We start from the raw sequence: 15,563 nt of genomic DNA on the forward strand, positions 1-15,563 counted from the left end.
ATCAGGCGGCGCGTAGCCGCTCCACTTCGTTGACCACCCGCTCCAGCCAATGGTCGCGAATACCCATCTGCTTCAGATGCGTCAGCGTGTTGAAGACATAGGCGTCATTCGGACCAGACTGGCCTTTTGCTTCGTTCACCACCCGTGCCGCCGCAAGCGCATCGAGTGCGCCGGCATATTGTTCATGCTCACGGTCGATGATGTAGGCGACCGCCTCGACCCGGCGCCGGCCGACAAGCTGCAGCCGCACCCGGCGCTCCAGGTAGACATTGGTGACCAACTCGCGGGCGCGGAGATAATCGATCACCTCATCCCATTTTCCCGGCGAAATGCGGAAAGCCATGCCGCGGCAGGCGCCACCCCTGTCGAGGCCGAGAACCAGGCCCGGATTGTCGCGGGTGCCACGATGGACAAAGGAGCGGACGCAGAGCGAACGCCTGTAGCCGTAGACCAGGGCCTCTGCCCGCTCCATGAACTCGAAGCCCGGATTCCACATCAGCGAACCGTAGCCAAATACCCAAAATTCGTCCATATCGCACGCCAGACCGGAATCACATTTGCGATTCACCATTGGAGAACATCATGGCAGCGTCAAGCCGATCCGGCAGCAGCCAATCCGGCACTGGCAAGAAATTCTGGTTGCTGGGTGGAGGCGTCCTCCTGGCGATCGCGCTTTATACCGGCGGCTGGTTCTATGCGGCGTCAGCATTGAAGACCACGGTGCTGAAGGCGATCGCGCCGCGCGATCAGGCAGGCGTCAGCGGTGAATGCTCCGATATCGAATTCCGCGGCTATCCCTTCCGTATCGGTCTGTTCTGCTCGAAGATCGACGTTGACGACAATGTCAACGGCGTCTCCGCCACCTTCGGCGCGCTACGCTCGGCAGCCCAAGTCTATGCGCCCGGCAATATCGTCTGGGAACTCGATTCGCCGGCCGAAATCCGCACCAGCAATGGCCTTTCGATCTCGGCCCAATGGACGAACCTGCAGGCAAGTCTTGCAACCAGGCTGCAGGGCATCGACCACAGCTCGACCGTCATCGAGGACCTGAAGGCGACGGCCGTCTCCTCCTACACCGGCCAGACCATGAGCTTTGATGCCGCTCGCACCGAAATCCATCTGCGCCAGAACGGCGCTGATCTCGACGGTGCGATTTCCGTGCAGGATGCCAACACGGCGATCAAGGACTGGCCGCAGATCTTCCCGAAATTGTCGGCGAGCATCGACCTGACCGTCGCCGGCAAGGCCGGCCTGATCGACGGCAGTGATCCGAACGGCCTCAATGGTGCCACCGGCGACCTGCGCCGCATCGTCGCCGACATCGGCGACGGCAAGGTGATGACGCTGACTGGCCCCTTCTCCTTTGACGAGCAGGGCTTCCTCTCGGGAAAATTCAAGCTGGAGATCGAACAGCTCGGCCCCTGGGGGGATAGCCTGAAACAGGCCTTTCCGGATATCGCCTCGACCGTCAACACGGCAACGAAGCTCTTGAAGGCGCTTGCCGGCGGCGGCGACAAGGTCTCCGTCGATCTCGTCGTCGATCGCGGCAATGCCACCGTCAGCGGTTTCATCCCGCTCGGCCGGATTCCGCCGATCTGATGCATCTCCCCCAAAAGTGTCCAGCGGTTTTGGGATAACGGGATGCATAGGAAATAGGAAGGGGCCCGAAGCGCGTCGCATGATTCCGGCTCGACGCGAGGCGCTTCAGGCGATTCGCTTGATGAAGAAGACTTCCGGCACCCATTGCAGACCAGGCAATTCGATCGCACCGGTTTCGGAAAATCCGTTGCGGCGATGCCAGTCCTGAGGCCGGCTTTCGTCGCATTCGCTCGACGTCATCAGCAGACGAGCACCGTCGCCGCGCATGGCGTCTTCCCAGGCCAGAAACAGCGCCGTTCCGACACCCGACCGGCGGTGGCCGGGCAGGACGCGGATCATTTCCATATAGGGAACCCTGCCCCAGAAGCGGGAGAAGCGGAGGAAACCGACAATCTCGCCGGCCTCCCTGGCAACCAGATATTCACCGAGTGCGACGCAGCGCGATACCCACGCCTCACCGGCGCTGGCATCCGCGCGAACCAGCCAGTCGATATCCGCCCGGCCGGCACGTGCCACCTCCACCATCGCGGCGGCTACTTCTTGTCCAGCGCGTGGCGGCCGAAATCCGGCGCGTCGACATCCTGGCCGGCCTGGACGATCGAACGACGGATGGCGCGTGTGCGGGTGAAGAGTTCGAAAATCTTGTCGCCCTCGCCCCAGCGGATGGCGCGCTGCAGATAGGCGAGATCCTCCGAGAAGCGTGCCAGCATTTCGAGGATCGCATCGCGGTTATGCAGGCAGACGTCGCGCCACATGGTTGGGTCGGAGGCAGCAAGGCGGGTGAAATCGCGAAAGCCCGAGGCGGAATATTTGATGACTTCCGATTCCGTCACCGTCTCCAGATCGTCGGCGGTGCCGACGATATTGTAGGCGATGATATGCGGCAGGTGCGAGACGATGGCGAGCACCTTGTCGTGATGCTCGGCATCCATCTCGTCGACCTTCGAGCCCAGCGCTTCCCAGAAGCTGCGCAGCCGTTTCAGTGCCACCTCATCGGTGCCGGCGACCGGCGTGAAGATGCACCAGCGGCCTTCGAAGAGGCCGGGAAAGCCGGCATCCGGCCCGGATTTTTCCGTACCTGCCAGCGGATGGCCGGGGATAAAATGCACATTATCAGGCATATGCGGCAGCATCTGCGCAATGACAGAAGCCTTGGTCGAACCGACATCGGTGACAATCGCCCCGGGCTTCAGGCTTGCCGAGATCTCCTTCGCCACACTTTCCGAAGCGCCGACCGGCACCGAGACGATCACCAGATCGGCATCCTTGACGGCATCCTGCGACGACGTCGTGTAGCGGTCGCCGAGGCCGAGCTCTTCCGCGCGCTTCAGCGTATCGGGGCTGCGTGTGGCGACGACGATCTCCCTCGCAAGGCCAAGCCGCCTGATGTCATAGGCGAGCGACGATCCGATCAGGCCGATGCCGATCAGCGCGATACGATCGAACTGCACGCTCATGGCTGATGACCCATGAATTCGGTGAGCGCGGCAATCACGCCGCGATTGGCCTCCTCGGGGCCGATGCTCATGCGCAGCGCATTGGCGAAGCCATAGCCGCGCACGGCGCGCAGGATATAGCCTCGGCTCGTCAGCAAATCGTCGGCATCCGCGGCGCGCTTCCCGTCAATCTCGGGGAAATGGATGAGGACGAAATTGGCGACGGACGGCGTCACCTTCAGGCCGATCGCTTCGAGCCCCTGGGTCAGCGTCTCGACCCACATCTGGTTGAAAGAGACCGCCTGCTGGATGAAGCCTTGGTCGCGGATGGCAGCGGCGGCAGCGGCGATTGCCGGTGCGTTCAAGTTGAACGGCGCGCGCACGCGGTTCAGCGCGTCGACGATCTCGGCCGGCGCATACATCCAGCCGACGCGTAGCGCCGCAAGACCATAGGCCTTCGAGAAGGTGCGGGTCATCACCACGTTGGCATTGGAGGAGACGACCTCGATACCGGCTTCATAATCGTTACGGCGCACATATTCGGCATAAGCGGCATCGAGCACGAGGACGACATGTTTCGGCAATCCGGCCTGCAGGCGGCGGATTTCGTTGACGGAAACATAGGTGCCTGTGGGATTGCCGGGATTGGCGATGAAGACGATCTTCGTCTTCTCCGTCACCGCGGCAAGGATCGCATCGACGTCGACGGTATAGTCCTTCTCCTTGACGACGACGGGTGTGGCGCCCGCGCCGAGGATCTGGATCTTGTAGACGAGGAAGCCGTGTTCGGTGATGATGCCCTCGTCGCCGGCGCCGAGATAGACATGGCAGAGCAGGCCGAGCAACTCGTCGGAGCCGTTGCCGCAGAGAATGTTTGCCGGATTGAGACCGTGCACGGCGGCGATCGCCTCGCGCAGTTCGATCGCCTGCCCGTCAGGATAACGCCCCAGATTGTCGGCAACCGTCTTGAAGGCTTCGATCGCCTTTGGGCTCGCGCCGAGCGGCGTTTCGTTGGACGAAAGCTTGTAGACGCGGGCGACACCCGGCGCATGTTCCTTGCCCGGCACATAGGCTGCAATATCGAGAATACCGGGACGCGGAACGGGCTTGCTCATCTCAACGCTCATGGGTTCGACCTTGGAATTGCCGGTAAATCCGGGCTGAAAAACACCAAGTGGCATTAAAGCGGAATGCGATTGTTGTCGAGAGCCATGGGCGTGACACAAGCAGTTGGGGAACGCCGGGAGCGACGTTACCTCCTGCATAATTCCTTAAATTGGAATCGATTTAAGGATAAAGTTTTGCAGCATTCAAAGTGCTACAGCGTCCTTTGCGCGTCTGAAAAGACGCGCGGCGCTGTCGTGCGTGTGGTCGGTACGCCATGAGGTGCGAGAACCGGCACGAAGACGCGACGGGAGGCGCGCGCCGCAACCGGCAGCCCCTGATAGAGCCGCTTCTGCGCTTCGACGATGATGACGCCCGAGAAGGCGGGCCAAAGCGTTCGGCCGATCCGCTCGAAGGCGCGCCGCAGGCGCAGGATGGTTCTGAGCTTCGAGGGCGGGAAGAACAGCGCTTCAGCCGTCGCGCCCGGCGTGAAGTTCGTCTCGCGCAGCAGATTTGTCAGCTGACCGCGGGAATAGGGTCGGCCCGAACCGAAGGGCGTATGCTCCATGCGTGCCCAGACGCCGCGCCGGTTCGGCACGACGATGACCAGCCGTCCGCCCGGCGCCAGCACCCGCCAGAGCTCCTTCAGCGTCTCACGCGGGCTTTCGGCGAATTCCAGCGAATGCACCATCAGCACCCGGTCGATCGAGGAATCCGGCAGCGGCAGTTCCTCGTCGAAGACAAGCGCCGTCGTCGAGAGCGAGCCCATAGGCCAGTTCACCGCGCCCTGTCCGGCCGGCATGAAAGCGAAGGTGCGTTCGGTATCGGCCTGGAAGCGGTCGAGGAAGGGCACGGCATAACCGAGGCCGACCAGACGCTCTTGCGGCAGCCGCACCCAGAGCGATGACAGCGCCATGCCGATCGACTGCTCAGCAAGACGTCCAAGCTCGGAGTGATAGAACTGGCGTAGGTCGACGATATCGGCGTGCATTGCGACAAATGTTATCAGCGGGCGGTTGGACTTCAAGGCCGGAACCTCTACATTTCCGCGAGACTCCTGGGATAAGGGATTATTGAACGATGAAACCTTTGGAATTAGACGTTTTTCTCTGCCGCACCGACAATTTCGGCGTTCTCGTGCACGATCCGGAGACAGGTTTTACCGCGGCGATCGACGCGCCGGAGGAGGCGCCGATCCTGGAAGCGGCGACACGTCGCGGCTGGAAAATCACCCATATCTTCACCACTCATCATCACACCGACCATGTCACGGCCAACCTGGCGCTGAAGGAGCAGTTCGGCTGCGAGATCATCGGCCCGATCAACGAGGCTGTCGCCATTCCCGGCCTCGATCGGGCGATGGCCGATGGCGACAGCTTCCTTTTCGGCGATCACACGGTCAACGTCATCGAGACGCCCGGCCACACCGCCGGCCACATCTGCTATCACTTCGTCGACGATAAGCTGCTGTTTGCCGCCGACACGTTGTTTGCGCTCGGCTGCGGCCGGCTGTTCGAACGTCCGGCCGCCGATATGTGGCATTCCCTGCAGAAACTCGCCGTGTTGCCCGATGAGACCGCCGTTTATTTCGGCCATGAATACACATTGTCCAATGCCCGCTTCGCGCTAACCGTCGATCCCGACAATGAGCGCCTCAAGAGCCGTGCCGCCGAGATCGAGGCCTTGCGCGCCGACGGCAAATTCACCATCCCGACGACGCTGGGGCTGGAAAAGGAAACCAACCCGTTTCTGCGTGCCGCCGATCCGGCGATCCGCCGCAATCTGGTGATGGAAGGCAAGACCAATGAGGAAGTCTTTGCTGAGATCCGCAAGCGCAAGGACCATTTCTGATGTCGCCTGAGGACATTATCCGCGAACTCGGCATGCAGCCGCATCCCGAAGGTGGCTGGTACGTGCAGACATTTCGCGATACAGCCGGCGGAGAACGCGGCCACTCGACAGCGATCTATTATCTGCTGACCAGGGGACAGCGTTCGCATTGGCATCGTGTCCATGACGCGGCAGAAGTCTGGCACTATTATGCTGGCGCGCCGCTCTCGCTGCACCGCTCGGAAGACGGAACGGCAAGCGAGACCCTGACGCTCGGAACGAACTTGTCCGCCGGCGAGCGGCCGCAAGCAATCATTCCCGTCAATTGGTGGCAATCGGCCGAAACCCTTGGCGATTTCACCCTGGTCGGCTGCACCGTCTCGCCCGGCTTCGAATTTTCAAGCTTCGAGATGGCGGCACCCGATTGGAAGCCAGGCGGCTAGAGCATGATGCCGAAAAGTGTGAGCGGTTTTCGGGCGACATCATGCTCCAACTATCTAATTTAGAACAGGGTTCAGATTTTAGGCCGACGGGGCCTAAAATCATCCTTTTCTAAGGCCTATTCCGCGGCCGCGGACTGCGCCGGAATTTTGCGGCGAAACATCTCCTGGGCAGCCAGCACTGCCCCGCCGGTTACCAACAGGCAGGCGAGAGCAATGCGCCAGCTCGGCTCGGCAAATCCGAACAGCACCAGAATAAGCGTCGAAAGAAGAGGTGCTGCATAACTTGCCGCGCCGAGAATCTGGATATCGCCACTCTTGACGCCGTAATCCCACGCATAGAAGGCCGCACCGACCGGAAAGAGCCCGAGCCCGGCGACAGCGACCCATTCGAAAACCGTTTCCGGCCAGACGGTCGTCTCAAGGCCGAGATGGCAGAAGAGCGACAGCATGGAGGTCGCAAGGCAGAAGCCGGTGACGACATCCGTGGAGACGGCATCGAAACGCCGCGTCAGCAGCGAATAGCCGGACCATGTGAAGGCGCAGAGAAAGGCAGCGGCGTAACCAATGGCATAGGCGCCGTTAAAATCGATGCCGTTGCGGCTAACGATCAGGAAGGTGCCGCAAAGCCCGGCAAGCGCACCTGCTACATGATACCAGCGCAGTCGTTCGCCCGGCAGCAGCGCCGAACCGACGACGATCAACAGCGGCCAGAGATAAGCGATCAGCCCCGCCTCCACCGCCGGCGCGTTCCGGAGCGCGGTAAAATAGAGGAAATGATAGCCGAAAAGTCCTGAAATACCCGTTATCCAGACCTTGGCCGGCTGCTTCAGCAGCGCCAGGCGCGAGGGATCGAGGGAGAGCACGACGAGGCCGGGAATGCTGCCGATCGCAAAGCAGACGGCCGAAAGCTGGAACGGCGGCATCTTGCCGGAGGCGGCGGTGAACAACGCCAGGAACGACCACATCAGAATGGCCGTAAAACCGATCAACGTCGCGCGAAACTTCACCTGTCCCCCTTCACGAGGGCAGAAGCCCCGTCAGCTGTTGCTGCCGTATTTGACGGCTGTGATCGTCACCATTCCATATTCGGTTGGAATGCGCACATAGACAGGAGCGTATACATTTGCCGCGTCCGACTTGGCAAACCAGATTTCCATGCGATTGCTCTTGCTGAGATAGTCGATGTCCTTGCGGCCTTTCTTATAGCCCGAGCGCGGCACGAAGCGCACGCTGCAGACCGTCGCCTTGCCCTTGAAGCCATTGGTCGAAAAATCCTCGTCGCCCTTCGGCGAGAGCACCAGATCCATGCGCGTCTCGCCGTCGAAGATCGGCAGCGTCTGCGAGCAGACCTTGGTATCGCCGGTGAAGACCAGGCCGGAGATCGGATCGAGCACCGAGCGCATGTCGCGCGGCGTGACGTCGATCCAGTTCTTCGGACGCTTCGGCATCGGTGTCGTCGTCGCCGAGATGATGTTGCCGTTGCGGTAGCTGACCTCGTAGACGCGGGCCTTCCTCTTGCCGCTCTTGTAGTAGAGAGAGTATTTTTGCGCCTGCAATCTGTCATTGCGAACGACGCCGGTGACGCTGGTCTTGGCCGAAATCGTCGTGACGAGATCGGCAAGACCGGCAGAATTGATGTCGCCGGCGATCTTGTAGCTGTGATCGTCCTCGATCTGCGTGAGGAACGCGGCGCGCGCGATCGGCAGGCCGGCGAGCGCCACCCGGTATTCCGTCCGATGCTGGATTTCGGCCGCCGATGCCGGTATGGCAAGAAGTGCGGCAATGGCCGAAATGAAAATCCGTCTGCCCGAATGAGCCATGGAAAAAAGCCTTGTCTTGCTGCGCGCTGGCAGGCCCTTGCTGAGCGCTGTATACTCCTGCCGCGAAGGGAAGAAAACAGCAGCTTTTTGACAGAATTGCGGGAAAGGCCAAGGTTTGGCTTGACGCGAGCAGCCTGTCTGACTATAGAACCGCAACTTTCCAATCATGCCCGTTGGATTGCGCGCCTGGTTTTGCCGGGAATGGCAATTCGATGGCCCGAGAAAAACAAGAATAGGTGTTCCATGTCCCGCGTGTGCGAATTGACCGGCAAGGCCGTCCTGACTGGTAACAATGTCAGCCATGCCAACAACAAGACCAAGCGCCGGTTCCTGCCGAACCTGTGCCAGGTAACGCTGATTTCCGACGCTCTCAACCAGCGTTACCGTCTTCGCGTTTCGGCTGCCGCTCTTCGCACTGTCGAGCATCGTGGCGGCCTCGATGCCTTCCTGCTGAAGGCCAGCGAGAACGAACTGTCGATGCGCGCTCGCCTGCTGCGCCGTCAGATCGCCAAGAAGACCGCTGAAGCCGCTGCTGCGTAAGCTTCTGCCCTTCTTTCATACGGCTTCAAAAGGCTTGAACGGATAATACCGGACAAGCCTTTTGCTTTGCCGGTCTGCTCCTCCAACTGGTGGCATCACCCAGGATAAAAAAATGCTGAAGACCCGCTATACCATCGCCTATGTCGCGCTGATGACGCTCGTCGTCGTCGCCTCCAACTTCCTCGTCCAGTTTCCGCTGAACGCCGAAGTCGCCGGCATCAACCTTGCCGACATCCTGACCTGGGGCGCCTTCTCCTATCCGATCGCTTTCCTCATCACCGATCTGACCAACCGCCAGTTCGGACCGCAGGCGGCCCGCAAAGTCGTCTTTGCCGGCTTCGTCGTCGGCGTGACGCTCTCCTTCTTCACCTCGGTGCCGCGCATCGCCATCGCCTCCGGCTCGGCCTATCTCGCCGGCCAACTGCTCGATATCGCCGTCTTCAACCGCCTCCGCCGCCAGGCCTGGTGGCGCGCACCGCTGGTCGGTTCGCTGATCGGCTCGGCGCTCGATACGGTGATGTTCTTCTCGCTGTCCTTCGCCGCCTTTTTCGTCTTCCTCGGCCCGAACGATCCCTTCGCGCTGGAAGCAGCCCCCGTCCTCGGCGTCTTCGCCACCGAGGCACCTCGCTGGATTTCCTGGGCGATCGGCGATTTCGCCGTGAAGATGATCGTCGGCCTCGTCATGCTGCTGCCCTATGGCGCGCTGATGAACGTGTTGCGGCCAATGCAGGCTGCTCGCGCCGGCTAAATCAAGGACGCCGCCGGACCGCACCGGCGGCGAGGGCAGGATGCAGCAGAACCTCTACAGCCAGATCGTCGATATCTAGCGATGAATCGAGCCGCAGCACCGCCGCTGTCTGCGTTTCCAGCCATTGTTCATGCGCCGCAAGACTGCGGCGTTCGGGGCCGGCCGTGTCATAGCTGGCCGCCCATTCCAGGAATTCCCCGCTTTTTGCGGCCATGTCGCCGCCGAGCCTGATTCTGTTTCCGTATCGGGCTGTCTCCCCGCGCACGGATGCGCGCCATTCGCAGCTCCGGGTCGATCCTCAGAAACACGATCAGATCGTAAAGCGGCTCGAGCGGCCTTCCCCATTTCAGCGCCGATCCGGAGAGGATCCAGCCTTCATGCCGCGCTACCTCGTCGAGCAGCAGCCCGATGCGCCGGTCGGCATCCCTCGGCGTCGTGAACGGCGGGTCCGTCGACAGCCAGAAGAAATCGTCGGTGTCGAGATGGGCGATATCGAGCCTTTCGGCAAGCGCACGGCCGAGCGATGTCGTGCCGGAACCGGACGCGCCCATGACATGAATATGCACCGTGAACCTCCCTCCGAAGACTGCTTCCCGATGCCGCGGCGGATAGCCGAGGCATATGACATCAGTCTGACGTCTCGGATCAATTCCGCTTCTGGGAATTCGGCCCTGCCCACGCGGCCTCTTCCGAAAGCCGGAATTCCACCATCAGATTGCGCTGCAGGATCGAATGATTGTCGTCCGACACAAGAATGATATGGGTCGTGCCGTCGGCGGCCTGGAAAGCATCGAGCCCTTCCATATTGTCGATCTGCGAGTTGAAATTGCCTTCCAGCAGCAATTCGCCGTCAACGATGGCGCCAGGCCTGATATCGCCGCCGTTGATGCGCCGAAGGCGCATGCCGATGCCTTCGGCCATGTTGAAGCGGCGTTCGAGCAGCAGCAGGTCGCCGTTCGGCAGGAAGGCGCCGTCGGTGATGTCGAAGCTGCCATCCCGCTTAACCGCGAAACGCCCTTTCAGCGGCCCGCTGAGAATGGCCGCCAGCCGGTTGCCGTCACTGTCGAGACCGCGCTCGGAGACGATGACTACGCCACTCCGCAGCGGGCTGGATGCCGGCGCCACGGTGATGGTCTCGATGCCGCGGTTGTAGCTCAGCATCTCCCGCGGGATGAGGATCGGCAGGGTGGCGATCGCTCCCGAATCGGCAAAGCCAGGATCGGGATAGACATCGACGCGATGATCCTGCTCGAAGGAGACCAGGATCCGGTCGCCATCGAGCGCCAGGCCCTCGGCATCCATATGTCCCTTGCCCTCGAAGCTGCGCCCGTCGCCGTTCTTCATCGGCGTGATCTCCACATCCGAGAGACCGGAAAGCCTGCCCTTGACGTCACGTTCGATGCTGCCGGTCAGCCACTGGCCGGTATCGAGCACGACGACGAAATGTTTCTGGTCCTGCCGGAAACGAATAGAGGAGAGCGAGCCGAACAGTGCTCTGCTGGAGACCATCTCCAGCCCGCCGAGAAATTCCAGCGATCCGAATTTGGTCTCCGAAGAGCCGATCCTGAAATCAGAGATTTGCCGGCTAATGACCGGCACGTCGCCGGCCCATGACGAGGAAGCGCCGACTGCGATGCTGAGAGCGATCGACGCCGCACGGCAGAGGCGCTTGGAGCATGACGCCGAAAAATGGAAGCGGTTTTCGGACGACATCATGCTCTATTTCTTTGATTTAGATCCGGATTCAGATTATCGGCCATTCGGCCCAAAAATCATCCTGATCTAGCATTGCAGACGTTTCCTTTGAGCGGCGTCAGCCGGCACGGCGTAGCCGGCCGCCGCGCGGCTGGGCAGATTGGTCTTCGAACAGCGAGGCAAGCTGCTCGGTCATCGCACCGGCAAGCTCGTCCGCATCGACGATCGTCACGGCGCGGCGATAGTAGCGCGTCACGTCGTGACCGATGCCGATCGCCAGCAATTCCACAGGCGAGCGCGTCTCGATCTGCTCGATGACGGCGCGCAGGTGCCGCTCCAGATAATTGCCCGGATTGACCGAAAGCGTCGAATCGTCCACTGGCGCGCCGTCCGAGATCATCATCAGGATGCGGCGCTGCTCGCGGCGCGCGAGCAGGCGATTATGCGCCCAGATCAGCGCCTCGCCGTCGATATTTTCCTTGAGCAGACCCTCGCGCATCATCAGCCCGAGATTGGCACGCGCGCGCCGCCACGGCGCGTCGGCCGACTTGTAGATGATATGACGCAGGTCGTTGAGGCGGCCTGGCGTCTGCGGCTTGCCGCCGGCAAGCCAGTTCTCGCGCGCCTGCCCGCCCTTCCAGGCCTTGGTGGTGAACCCCAGGATCTCGACCTTGACGCCGCAGCGCTCCAGCGTGCGGGCGAGAATGTCGGCGCAGGTGGCGGCAACCGTGATCGGCCGGCCGCGCATCGAGCCGGAATTGTCGATGAGCAGGGTAACGACGGTATCGCGGAACTGGGTGTCGCGCTCCATCTTGAAGGAGAGCGCCTGCATCGGATCGATGATGATGCGCTGCAACCGGGCCGGATCGAGATAACCCTCTTCCAGGTCGAAATCCCAGGAGCGGTTCTGCTGCGCCATCAGGCGGCGCTGCAGCCGGTTGGCGAGACGTCCGACGGCCCCTTGCAGATGCGCCAGCTGCTTGTCGAGGAAGGCGCGCAGGCGCTCCAGCTCGGCGGCGTCGCAAAGTTCCTCGGCGGTGATGATCTCGTCGAACTCTTCGGTAAAGACGTGATAATCGACCTTCTCGTTGAAATCGGCAAAAGGCGTATTTGGACGGCGGGTCTCGCCCGGCGTTTCCGAATCGTCCTCACCTTCTTCCATCATGTCGTCGTCGGAGATTTCGGCGCCTTCGGTCTCGCCGTCCTCCATCTGCTCGTCGGCGACCTCGCTGTCCTCGACAGGGGCGGCATCCGTGCCGGCGTCCTCGTCGACCTCGTCCTGGTCCTGCTCGTCGCCGCTCGACTGGTCTTCCTGCTCCGACTGGTCGTCGTTATCGGCATCGCTGTCGTCGTCGCCGTATTCCTCGGCCATTTCCATGGCCGACAGCATGTTGCGGATGACCTTGGCGAAGGCCTGCTGGTCGTTGATCGCGCTTGACAGGTTGTCGAGTTCGGACCCCGCCTTATCCTCGATAAAGTCGCGCCAGAGGTCGAGCACCTTGCCGGCGGAGGCCGGCGGGCGCTGGCCGGTCAGCTTCTCGCGCACCATCATCGCAACCGCTTCGCCGACCGGTGCGTCTTCCTGACGCTCGATGCCGGTGAAATTCGCCTTGGAATATTTCTCGTCCGTCATGGAGCGCAGGTTCGACGCCATGCCCTCCATGCGCAGCGCGCCGATCGATTCGACACGCGCCTGCTCGACCACGTCGAAGATCGCCCGGGCGTCCGAGCCCTGCGGCGCCATCGTCGCATGCACCTTCTCGTCATGGCAGGCAAGGCGCAACGCCATCGAATCGCCGAGACCGCGGGTGACCGCCAGCTCATGCGCCGTCGGCCGCTTGGAAAGTTCCGGCAACCGGATGCGTTCGCCGGTCATCCCCGGCCGTTCATTGGCGAAGGTCACCTCGACATCACCGTCGCCGGCGATCGAGCGCACGCAGCCGGTTATCGCCCGGCGCAATGGCTCGACGTCGACAGGCGCGCCGGGCTTTGCTTTCGAATTGTCACCGCGAGCTGCCATGATCGGTCGGTCTCAAGCCCCGAGAACGATATTGGCGGCACTCTCCTTCAGCTCGACGCCGAAGGCCCGCTGATAGTGCTCGGCGACCAGCGGACGCTCCAACTCGTCGCACTTGTTGAGGAATGTGACGCGGAAGGCGAAGGCGAGATCGCCGAAGATCTCGGCGTTTTCGGCCCAGGTGATGACCGTGCGCGGGCTCATGACGGTGGAGAGGTCACCGTTCATGAAGGCCGCACGGGTCAGGTCGGCGACGCGCACCATCTTCGACACGGTCTCGCGGCCGCCCTTGTCCTTGCCGAAGCTCTTCACCTTGGCGGCGACGATATTCACTTCATGATCATGCGGCAGATAGTTCAGCGTGGTGACGATCGACCAGCGGTCCATCTGTGCCTGGTTGATCTGCTGCGTGCCATGATAGAGGCCGGTCGTGTCGCCGAGGCCGATCGTATTTGCGGTCGCAAACAGGCGAAATGCCGGGTGCGGCCGGATGACGCGGCTCTGGTCGAGCAGTGTCAGGCGGCCGGAGGATTCGAGCACGCGCTGGATGACGAACATCACATCGGGACGGCCGGCATCATATTCGTCGAAAACGAGCGCAACATTGTGCTGATAGGCCCAGGGCAGGATGCCGTCCTTGAATTCGGTGACCTGCAGCCCGTCCTTGACGACGATCGCATCCTTGCCGACGAGATCGATACGGCTGACATGGCTGTCGAGGTTGATGCGCACGCAGGGCCAGTTGAGGCGCGCCGCCACCTGCTCGATATGCGAGGACTTGCCCGTGCCGTGATAGCCGGAAATCATCACGCGGCGGTTATGGGCGAAACCTGCGAGAATGGCGAGCGTCGTGTCGCGGTCGAACAGGTAGTCGGTATCGAGATCCGGCACATAGGCGTCGCCCTTGCTGTAGGCGGGAACGCGGATGTCGGAATCGATGCCGAAGGCCTCGCGAACCGAAACGGTGGTATCGGGCAGTTCTGATATATCCAGGTCGATCTTGCTCATCATGTCTCCAAGGCGGGTGACGCCACCCGGCCATACTGTCTCAGGCCATGTCGCAACCCAGACGCCGCGTTTTTTATTCCGCGCCCGTCCAGGTCGGAACGTCGGCGATACTTCTCCGGGACTGAAACGAAACCTCGGCGGGATAATGACCGCGTGCGAGCATTCTTGAAAGAGTCCCGGACAAGAAACGCCGCGTCCGGAAGGTCGGCGGAGGCGATGTCGGGAAAACGCACAAATATGAGCCGCGTTTGCCTGCGGCCTCAGCCGATTTGGACCATACCCGATTGAAGCCCAAGAGCAAGGACGGGAATTAACAAAAACCGTTCTGCTTCAACAATTGATAGGCCTGGATGACGGCGCGGAAACGCTCCTCCGAGCCGCGGTCGCCGCCATTGGCATCCGGATGGTGTTTCTTCACCAGTTCCTTGTAGCGGCTCTTGATCTCCGCCGATGTCGCATTGGCGTCGAGACCCATCGTTTCGAAGGCCTTGGTCTCAAGCGATTTCAGCTTGCGCGCCTGCGGAAAACGCGGTCCGCTGCCCTTGCCGCCTTCTTTGACGAAGCCGAAGGGATCGCGAACACGCGTATAGGCGCCGGAGCGGATCTCTGAATGCAACGGACTGTCCTTCGCCGCCTTGTTGACGCCAACGGTCCATGTCGGCCGGTGGCCGGTGATCGCCTCTTTCTGGTACCGCGCGATCTCGCCGTCCGAAAGACCGGAGAAATAATTGTAGCCCTTGTTGTATTCCTTGACGTGCTCGAAGCAGAACAAGAAGAACTGGCCTTCCGCATTGCGGCCGACGGGAGCGCGATGCGCCCCCTTCTTGTCGCACCCGTCCCACTGACAGGTAGGCGGCGCCTGCTCTGTCTCTGGCTCGCGTTTGCGGCGTGTTCGGATGCGATCGAAATATTTGGAATCAAGTCTCATGACGGCGCTAATTATGGGGCTGTCGCGAAGCGACAACAAGAATTGACAAACGGGAATGTTGCTGGCTTGGTAGGAACCCTTTTCGCGAACCAGCAAGACCGGATGATGACCCTGCGAACCCGCATCGAAGAAAAACTTGTCGAAGCCTTCGCGCCCGACCGCCTGAGCGTCATCGACGAAAGCCATCTGCATGCCGGCCACCAGCCTGATATCACCGGCACCGGCGAAACCCATATGCGGGTGAGGATCGTTTCCGGAAAATTCGCCGGCATGTCGCGGCTGGCGCGTCACCGGGCGATCACCGACCTGTTGAAACCGGAGCTCGATGCCGGCCTGCATGCGCTGGCCGTCGAACCGGCTGCACCTGGTGAACCGACCCGCTGGTAGCGGCACGC

17 protein-coding genes and 1 pseudogene are annotated in these 15,563 nt (G+C 61.6%); 6 read left to right on the plus strand and 12 right to left on the minus strand.

Annotation, left to right across the window (positions count from 1 at the left end; genetic code table 11):
• Position 1: 1 nt before the first annotated feature.
• On the minus strand, positions 2-532 hold the full coding sequence (locus RL_RS22350) for a gamma-glutamylcyclotransferase (protein WP_028743994.1): 531 nt from the start codon (positions 530-532) through the stop codon (positions 2-4).
• A 50-nt stretch (positions 533-582) separates the two neighbouring features.
• Here RL_RS22350 and RL_RS22355 point away from each other — a divergent pair, with 50 nt between their 5' ends.
• Positions 583-1,599: a DUF2125 domain-containing protein gene (locus RL_RS22355; protein ID WP_011653719.1), complete on the plus strand. Its 1,017-nt coding sequence runs from the start codon at positions 583-585 to the stop codon at positions 1,597-1,599.
• Positions 1,600-1,704: 105 nt separating this feature from the next.
• Here the strand turns inward: RL_RS22355 and RL_RS22360 are convergent, their stop codons facing one another.
• The 4 genes from RL_RS22360 to RL_RS22375 all read right to left on the minus strand — a co-directional run bounded on the left by RL_RS22360 (position 1,705) and on the right by RL_RS22375 (position 5,166).
• Positions 1,705-2,124 carry a GNAT family N-acetyltransferase gene (locus RL_RS22360; protein ID WP_011653720.1) on the minus strand — a complete coding sequence of 140 codons (420 nt, stop codon included), beginning with the start codon at positions 2,122-2,124 and terminating at the stop codon, positions 1,705-1,707.
• Between the two features lie 8 nt (positions 2,125-2,132).
• Positions 2,133-3,056: a prephenate/arogenate dehydrogenase family protein gene (locus RL_RS22365; RefSeq protein WP_011653721.1), complete on the minus strand. Its 924-nt coding sequence runs from the start codon at positions 3,054-3,056 to the stop codon at positions 2,133-2,135.
• On the minus strand, positions 3,053-4,150 hold the full coding sequence (gene hisC / locus RL_RS22370; protein ID WP_011653722.1) for a histidinol-phosphate transaminase: 1,098 nt from the start codon (positions 4,148-4,150) through the stop codon (positions 3,053-3,055). The genes RL_RS22365 and hisC overlap by 4 nt, the downstream gene beginning before the upstream one ends.
• 203 nt (positions 4,151-4,353) lie before the next feature.
• Positions 4,354-5,166 (minus strand): class I SAM-dependent methyltransferase, encoded by an 813-nt coding sequence (locus tag RL_RS22375; RefSeq protein WP_028743993.1) that lies wholly within the window; start codon positions 5,164-5,166, stop codon positions 4,354-4,356.
• A gap of 53 nt (positions 5,167-5,219) precedes the next feature.
• Between RL_RS22375 and gloB the strand changes: the two genes are divergently transcribed.
• The gene (gloB, locus tag RL_RS22380) at positions 5,220-5,990 is read left to right on the plus strand and encodes a hydroxyacylglutathione hydrolase (protein WP_011653724.1); all 771 of its coding nucleotides are present in this window, start codon (positions 5,220-5,222) and stop codon (positions 5,988-5,990) included.
• The gene (locus tag RL_RS22385; RefSeq protein WP_011653725.1) at positions 5,990-6,412 is read left to right on the plus strand and encodes a cupin domain-containing protein; all 423 of its coding nucleotides are present in this window, start codon (positions 5,990-5,992) and stop codon (positions 6,410-6,412) included. The genes gloB and RL_RS22385 overlap by 1 nt, the downstream gene beginning before the upstream one ends.
• Positions 6,413-6,528: 116 nt before the next feature.
• Here the strand turns inward: RL_RS22385 and RL_RS22390 are convergent, their stop codons facing one another.
• Together RL_RS22390 and RL_RS22395 are read right to left on the minus strand one after the other, a co-directional pair.
• The gene (locus RL_RS22390) at positions 6,529-7,419 is read right to left on the minus strand and encodes an aromatic amino acid exporter YddG (protein ID WP_011653726.1); all 891 of its coding nucleotides are present in this window, start codon (positions 7,417-7,419) and stop codon (positions 6,529-6,531) included.
• Positions 7,420-7,449: 30 nt separating this feature from the next.
• Complete coding sequence (locus tag RL_RS22395; RefSeq protein WP_011653727.1) at positions 7,450-8,232, minus strand: DUF3108 domain-containing protein; 783 nt, start codon at positions 8,230-8,232, stop codon at positions 7,450-7,452.
• A gap of 243 nt (positions 8,233-8,475) precedes the next feature.
• Between RL_RS22395 and rpmB the strand changes: the two genes are divergently transcribed.
• Positions 8,476-8,772, plus strand: a complete 297-nt coding sequence (gene rpmB / locus RL_RS22400) for a 50S ribosomal protein L28 (RefSeq protein ID WP_003543341.1) — start codon at positions 8,476-8,478, stop codon at positions 8,770-8,772.
• A 112-nt stretch (positions 8,773-8,884) separates the two neighbouring features.
• Positions 8,885-9,520, plus strand: coding sequence for a VUT family protein (locus tag RL_RS22405; RefSeq protein ID WP_011653728.1), 636 nt, complete (start codon positions 8,885-8,887; stop codon positions 9,518-9,520).
• Between the two features lies 1 nt (position 9,521).
• Here RL_RS22405 and RL_RS22410 read toward each other — a convergent pair.
• The 5 genes and pseudogenes from RL_RS22410 to RL_RS22430 all read right to left on the minus strand — a co-directional run bounded on the left by RL_RS22410 (position 9,522) and on the right by RL_RS22430 (position 15,168).
• Positions 9,522-10,071, minus strand: a pseudogene (locus tag RL_RS22410) (AAA family ATPase).
• A 94-nt stretch (positions 10,072-10,165) separates the two neighbouring features.
• A complete protein-coding gene (locus tag RL_RS22415) occupies positions 10,166-11,236 on the minus strand; it encodes an esterase-like activity of phytase family protein (RefSeq protein WP_011653729.1) in 1,071 nt (356 codons plus the stop codon).
• A gap of 97 nt (positions 11,237-11,333) precedes the next feature.
• Positions 11,334-13,235, minus strand: a complete 1,902-nt coding sequence (cobT, locus tag RL_RS22420; protein WP_011653730.1) for a cobaltochelatase subunit CobT — start codon at positions 13,233-13,235, stop codon at positions 11,334-11,336.
• Between the two features lie 12 nt (positions 13,236-13,247).
• Positions 13,248-14,240, minus strand: coding sequence for a cobaltochelatase subunit CobS (gene cobS, locus RL_RS22425; RefSeq protein WP_011653731.1), 993 nt, complete (start codon positions 14,238-14,240; stop codon positions 13,248-13,250).
• Between the two features lie 310 nt (positions 14,241-14,550).
• Positions 14,551-15,168: a J domain-containing protein gene (locus RL_RS22430; RefSeq protein WP_011653732.1), complete on the minus strand. Its 618-nt coding sequence runs from the start codon at positions 15,166-15,168 to the stop codon at positions 14,551-14,553.
• Between the two features lie 102 nt (positions 15,169-15,270).
• Between RL_RS22430 and RL_RS22435 the strand changes: the two genes are divergently transcribed.
• Entirely contained in the window at positions 15,271-15,555 is a 285-nt protein-coding gene (locus RL_RS22435) for a BolA family protein (RefSeq protein ID WP_017989567.1), read from the plus strand.
• Positions 15,556-15,563: the final 8 nt, after the last annotated feature.

The organism is Rhizobium johnstonii 3841 (genome assembly GCF_000009265.1).
Taxonomy (GTDB): Bacteria; Pseudomonadota; Alphaproteobacteria; order Rhizobiales; family Rhizobiaceae; genus Rhizobium; species Rhizobium acaciae.

Coding starts and splice junctions, on each gene's coding strand:
- RL_RS22350 (WP_028743994.1), bottom strand. CDS start 532: ATGGACGAATTTTGGGTATTTGGCTACGGTTCGCTGATGTGGAATCCG.
- RL_RS22355 (WP_011653719.1), top strand. CDS start 583: ATGGCAGCGTCAAGCCGATCCGGCAGCAGCCAATCCGGCACTGGCAAG.
- RL_RS22360 (WP_011653720.1), bottom strand. CDS start 2,124: ATGGTGGAGGTGGCACGTGCCGGCCGGGCGGATATCGACTGGCTGGTT.
- RL_RS22365 (WP_011653721.1), bottom strand. CDS start 3,056: ATGAGCGTGCAGTTCGATCGTATCGCGCTGATCGGCATCGGCCTGATC.
- hisC (WP_011653722.1), bottom strand. CDS start 4,150: ATGAGCAAGCCCGTTCCGCGTCCCGGTATTCTCGATATTGCAGCCTAT.
- gloB (WP_011653724.1), top strand. CDS start 5,220: ATGAAACCTTTGGAATTAGACGTTTTTCTCTGCCGCACCGACAATTTC.
- RL_RS22385 (WP_011653725.1), top strand. CDS start 5,990: ATGTCGCCTGAGGACATTATCCGCGAACTCGGCATGCAGCCGCATCCC.
- RL_RS22395 (WP_011653727.1), bottom strand. CDS start 8,232: ATGGCTCATTCGGGCAGACGGATTTTCATTTCGGCCATTGCCGCACTT.
- rpmB (WP_003543341.1), top strand. CDS start 8,476: ATGTCCCGCGTGTGCGAATTGACCGGCAAGGCCGTCCTGACTGGTAAC.
- RL_RS22405 (WP_011653728.1), top strand. CDS start 8,885: ATGCTGAAGACCCGCTATACCATCGCCTATGTCGCGCTGATGACGCTC.
- RL_RS22415 (WP_011653729.1), bottom strand. CDS start 11,236: ATGATGTCGTCCGAAAACCGCTTCCATTTTTCGGCGTCATGCTCCAAG.
- cobT (WP_011653730.1), bottom strand. CDS start 13,235: ATGGCAGCTCGCGGTGACAATTCGAAAGCAAAGCCCGGCGCGCCTGTC.
- cobS (WP_011653731.1), bottom strand. CDS start 14,240: ATGAGCAAGATCGACCTGGATATATCAGAACTGCCCGATACCACCGTT.
- RL_RS22430 (WP_011653732.1), bottom strand. CDS start 15,168: ATGAGACTTGATTCCAAATATTTCGATCGCATCCGAACACGCCGCAAA.
- RL_RS22435 (WP_017989567.1), top strand. CDS start 15,271: ATGATGACCCTGCGAACCCGCATCGAAGAAAAACTTGTCGAAGCCTTC.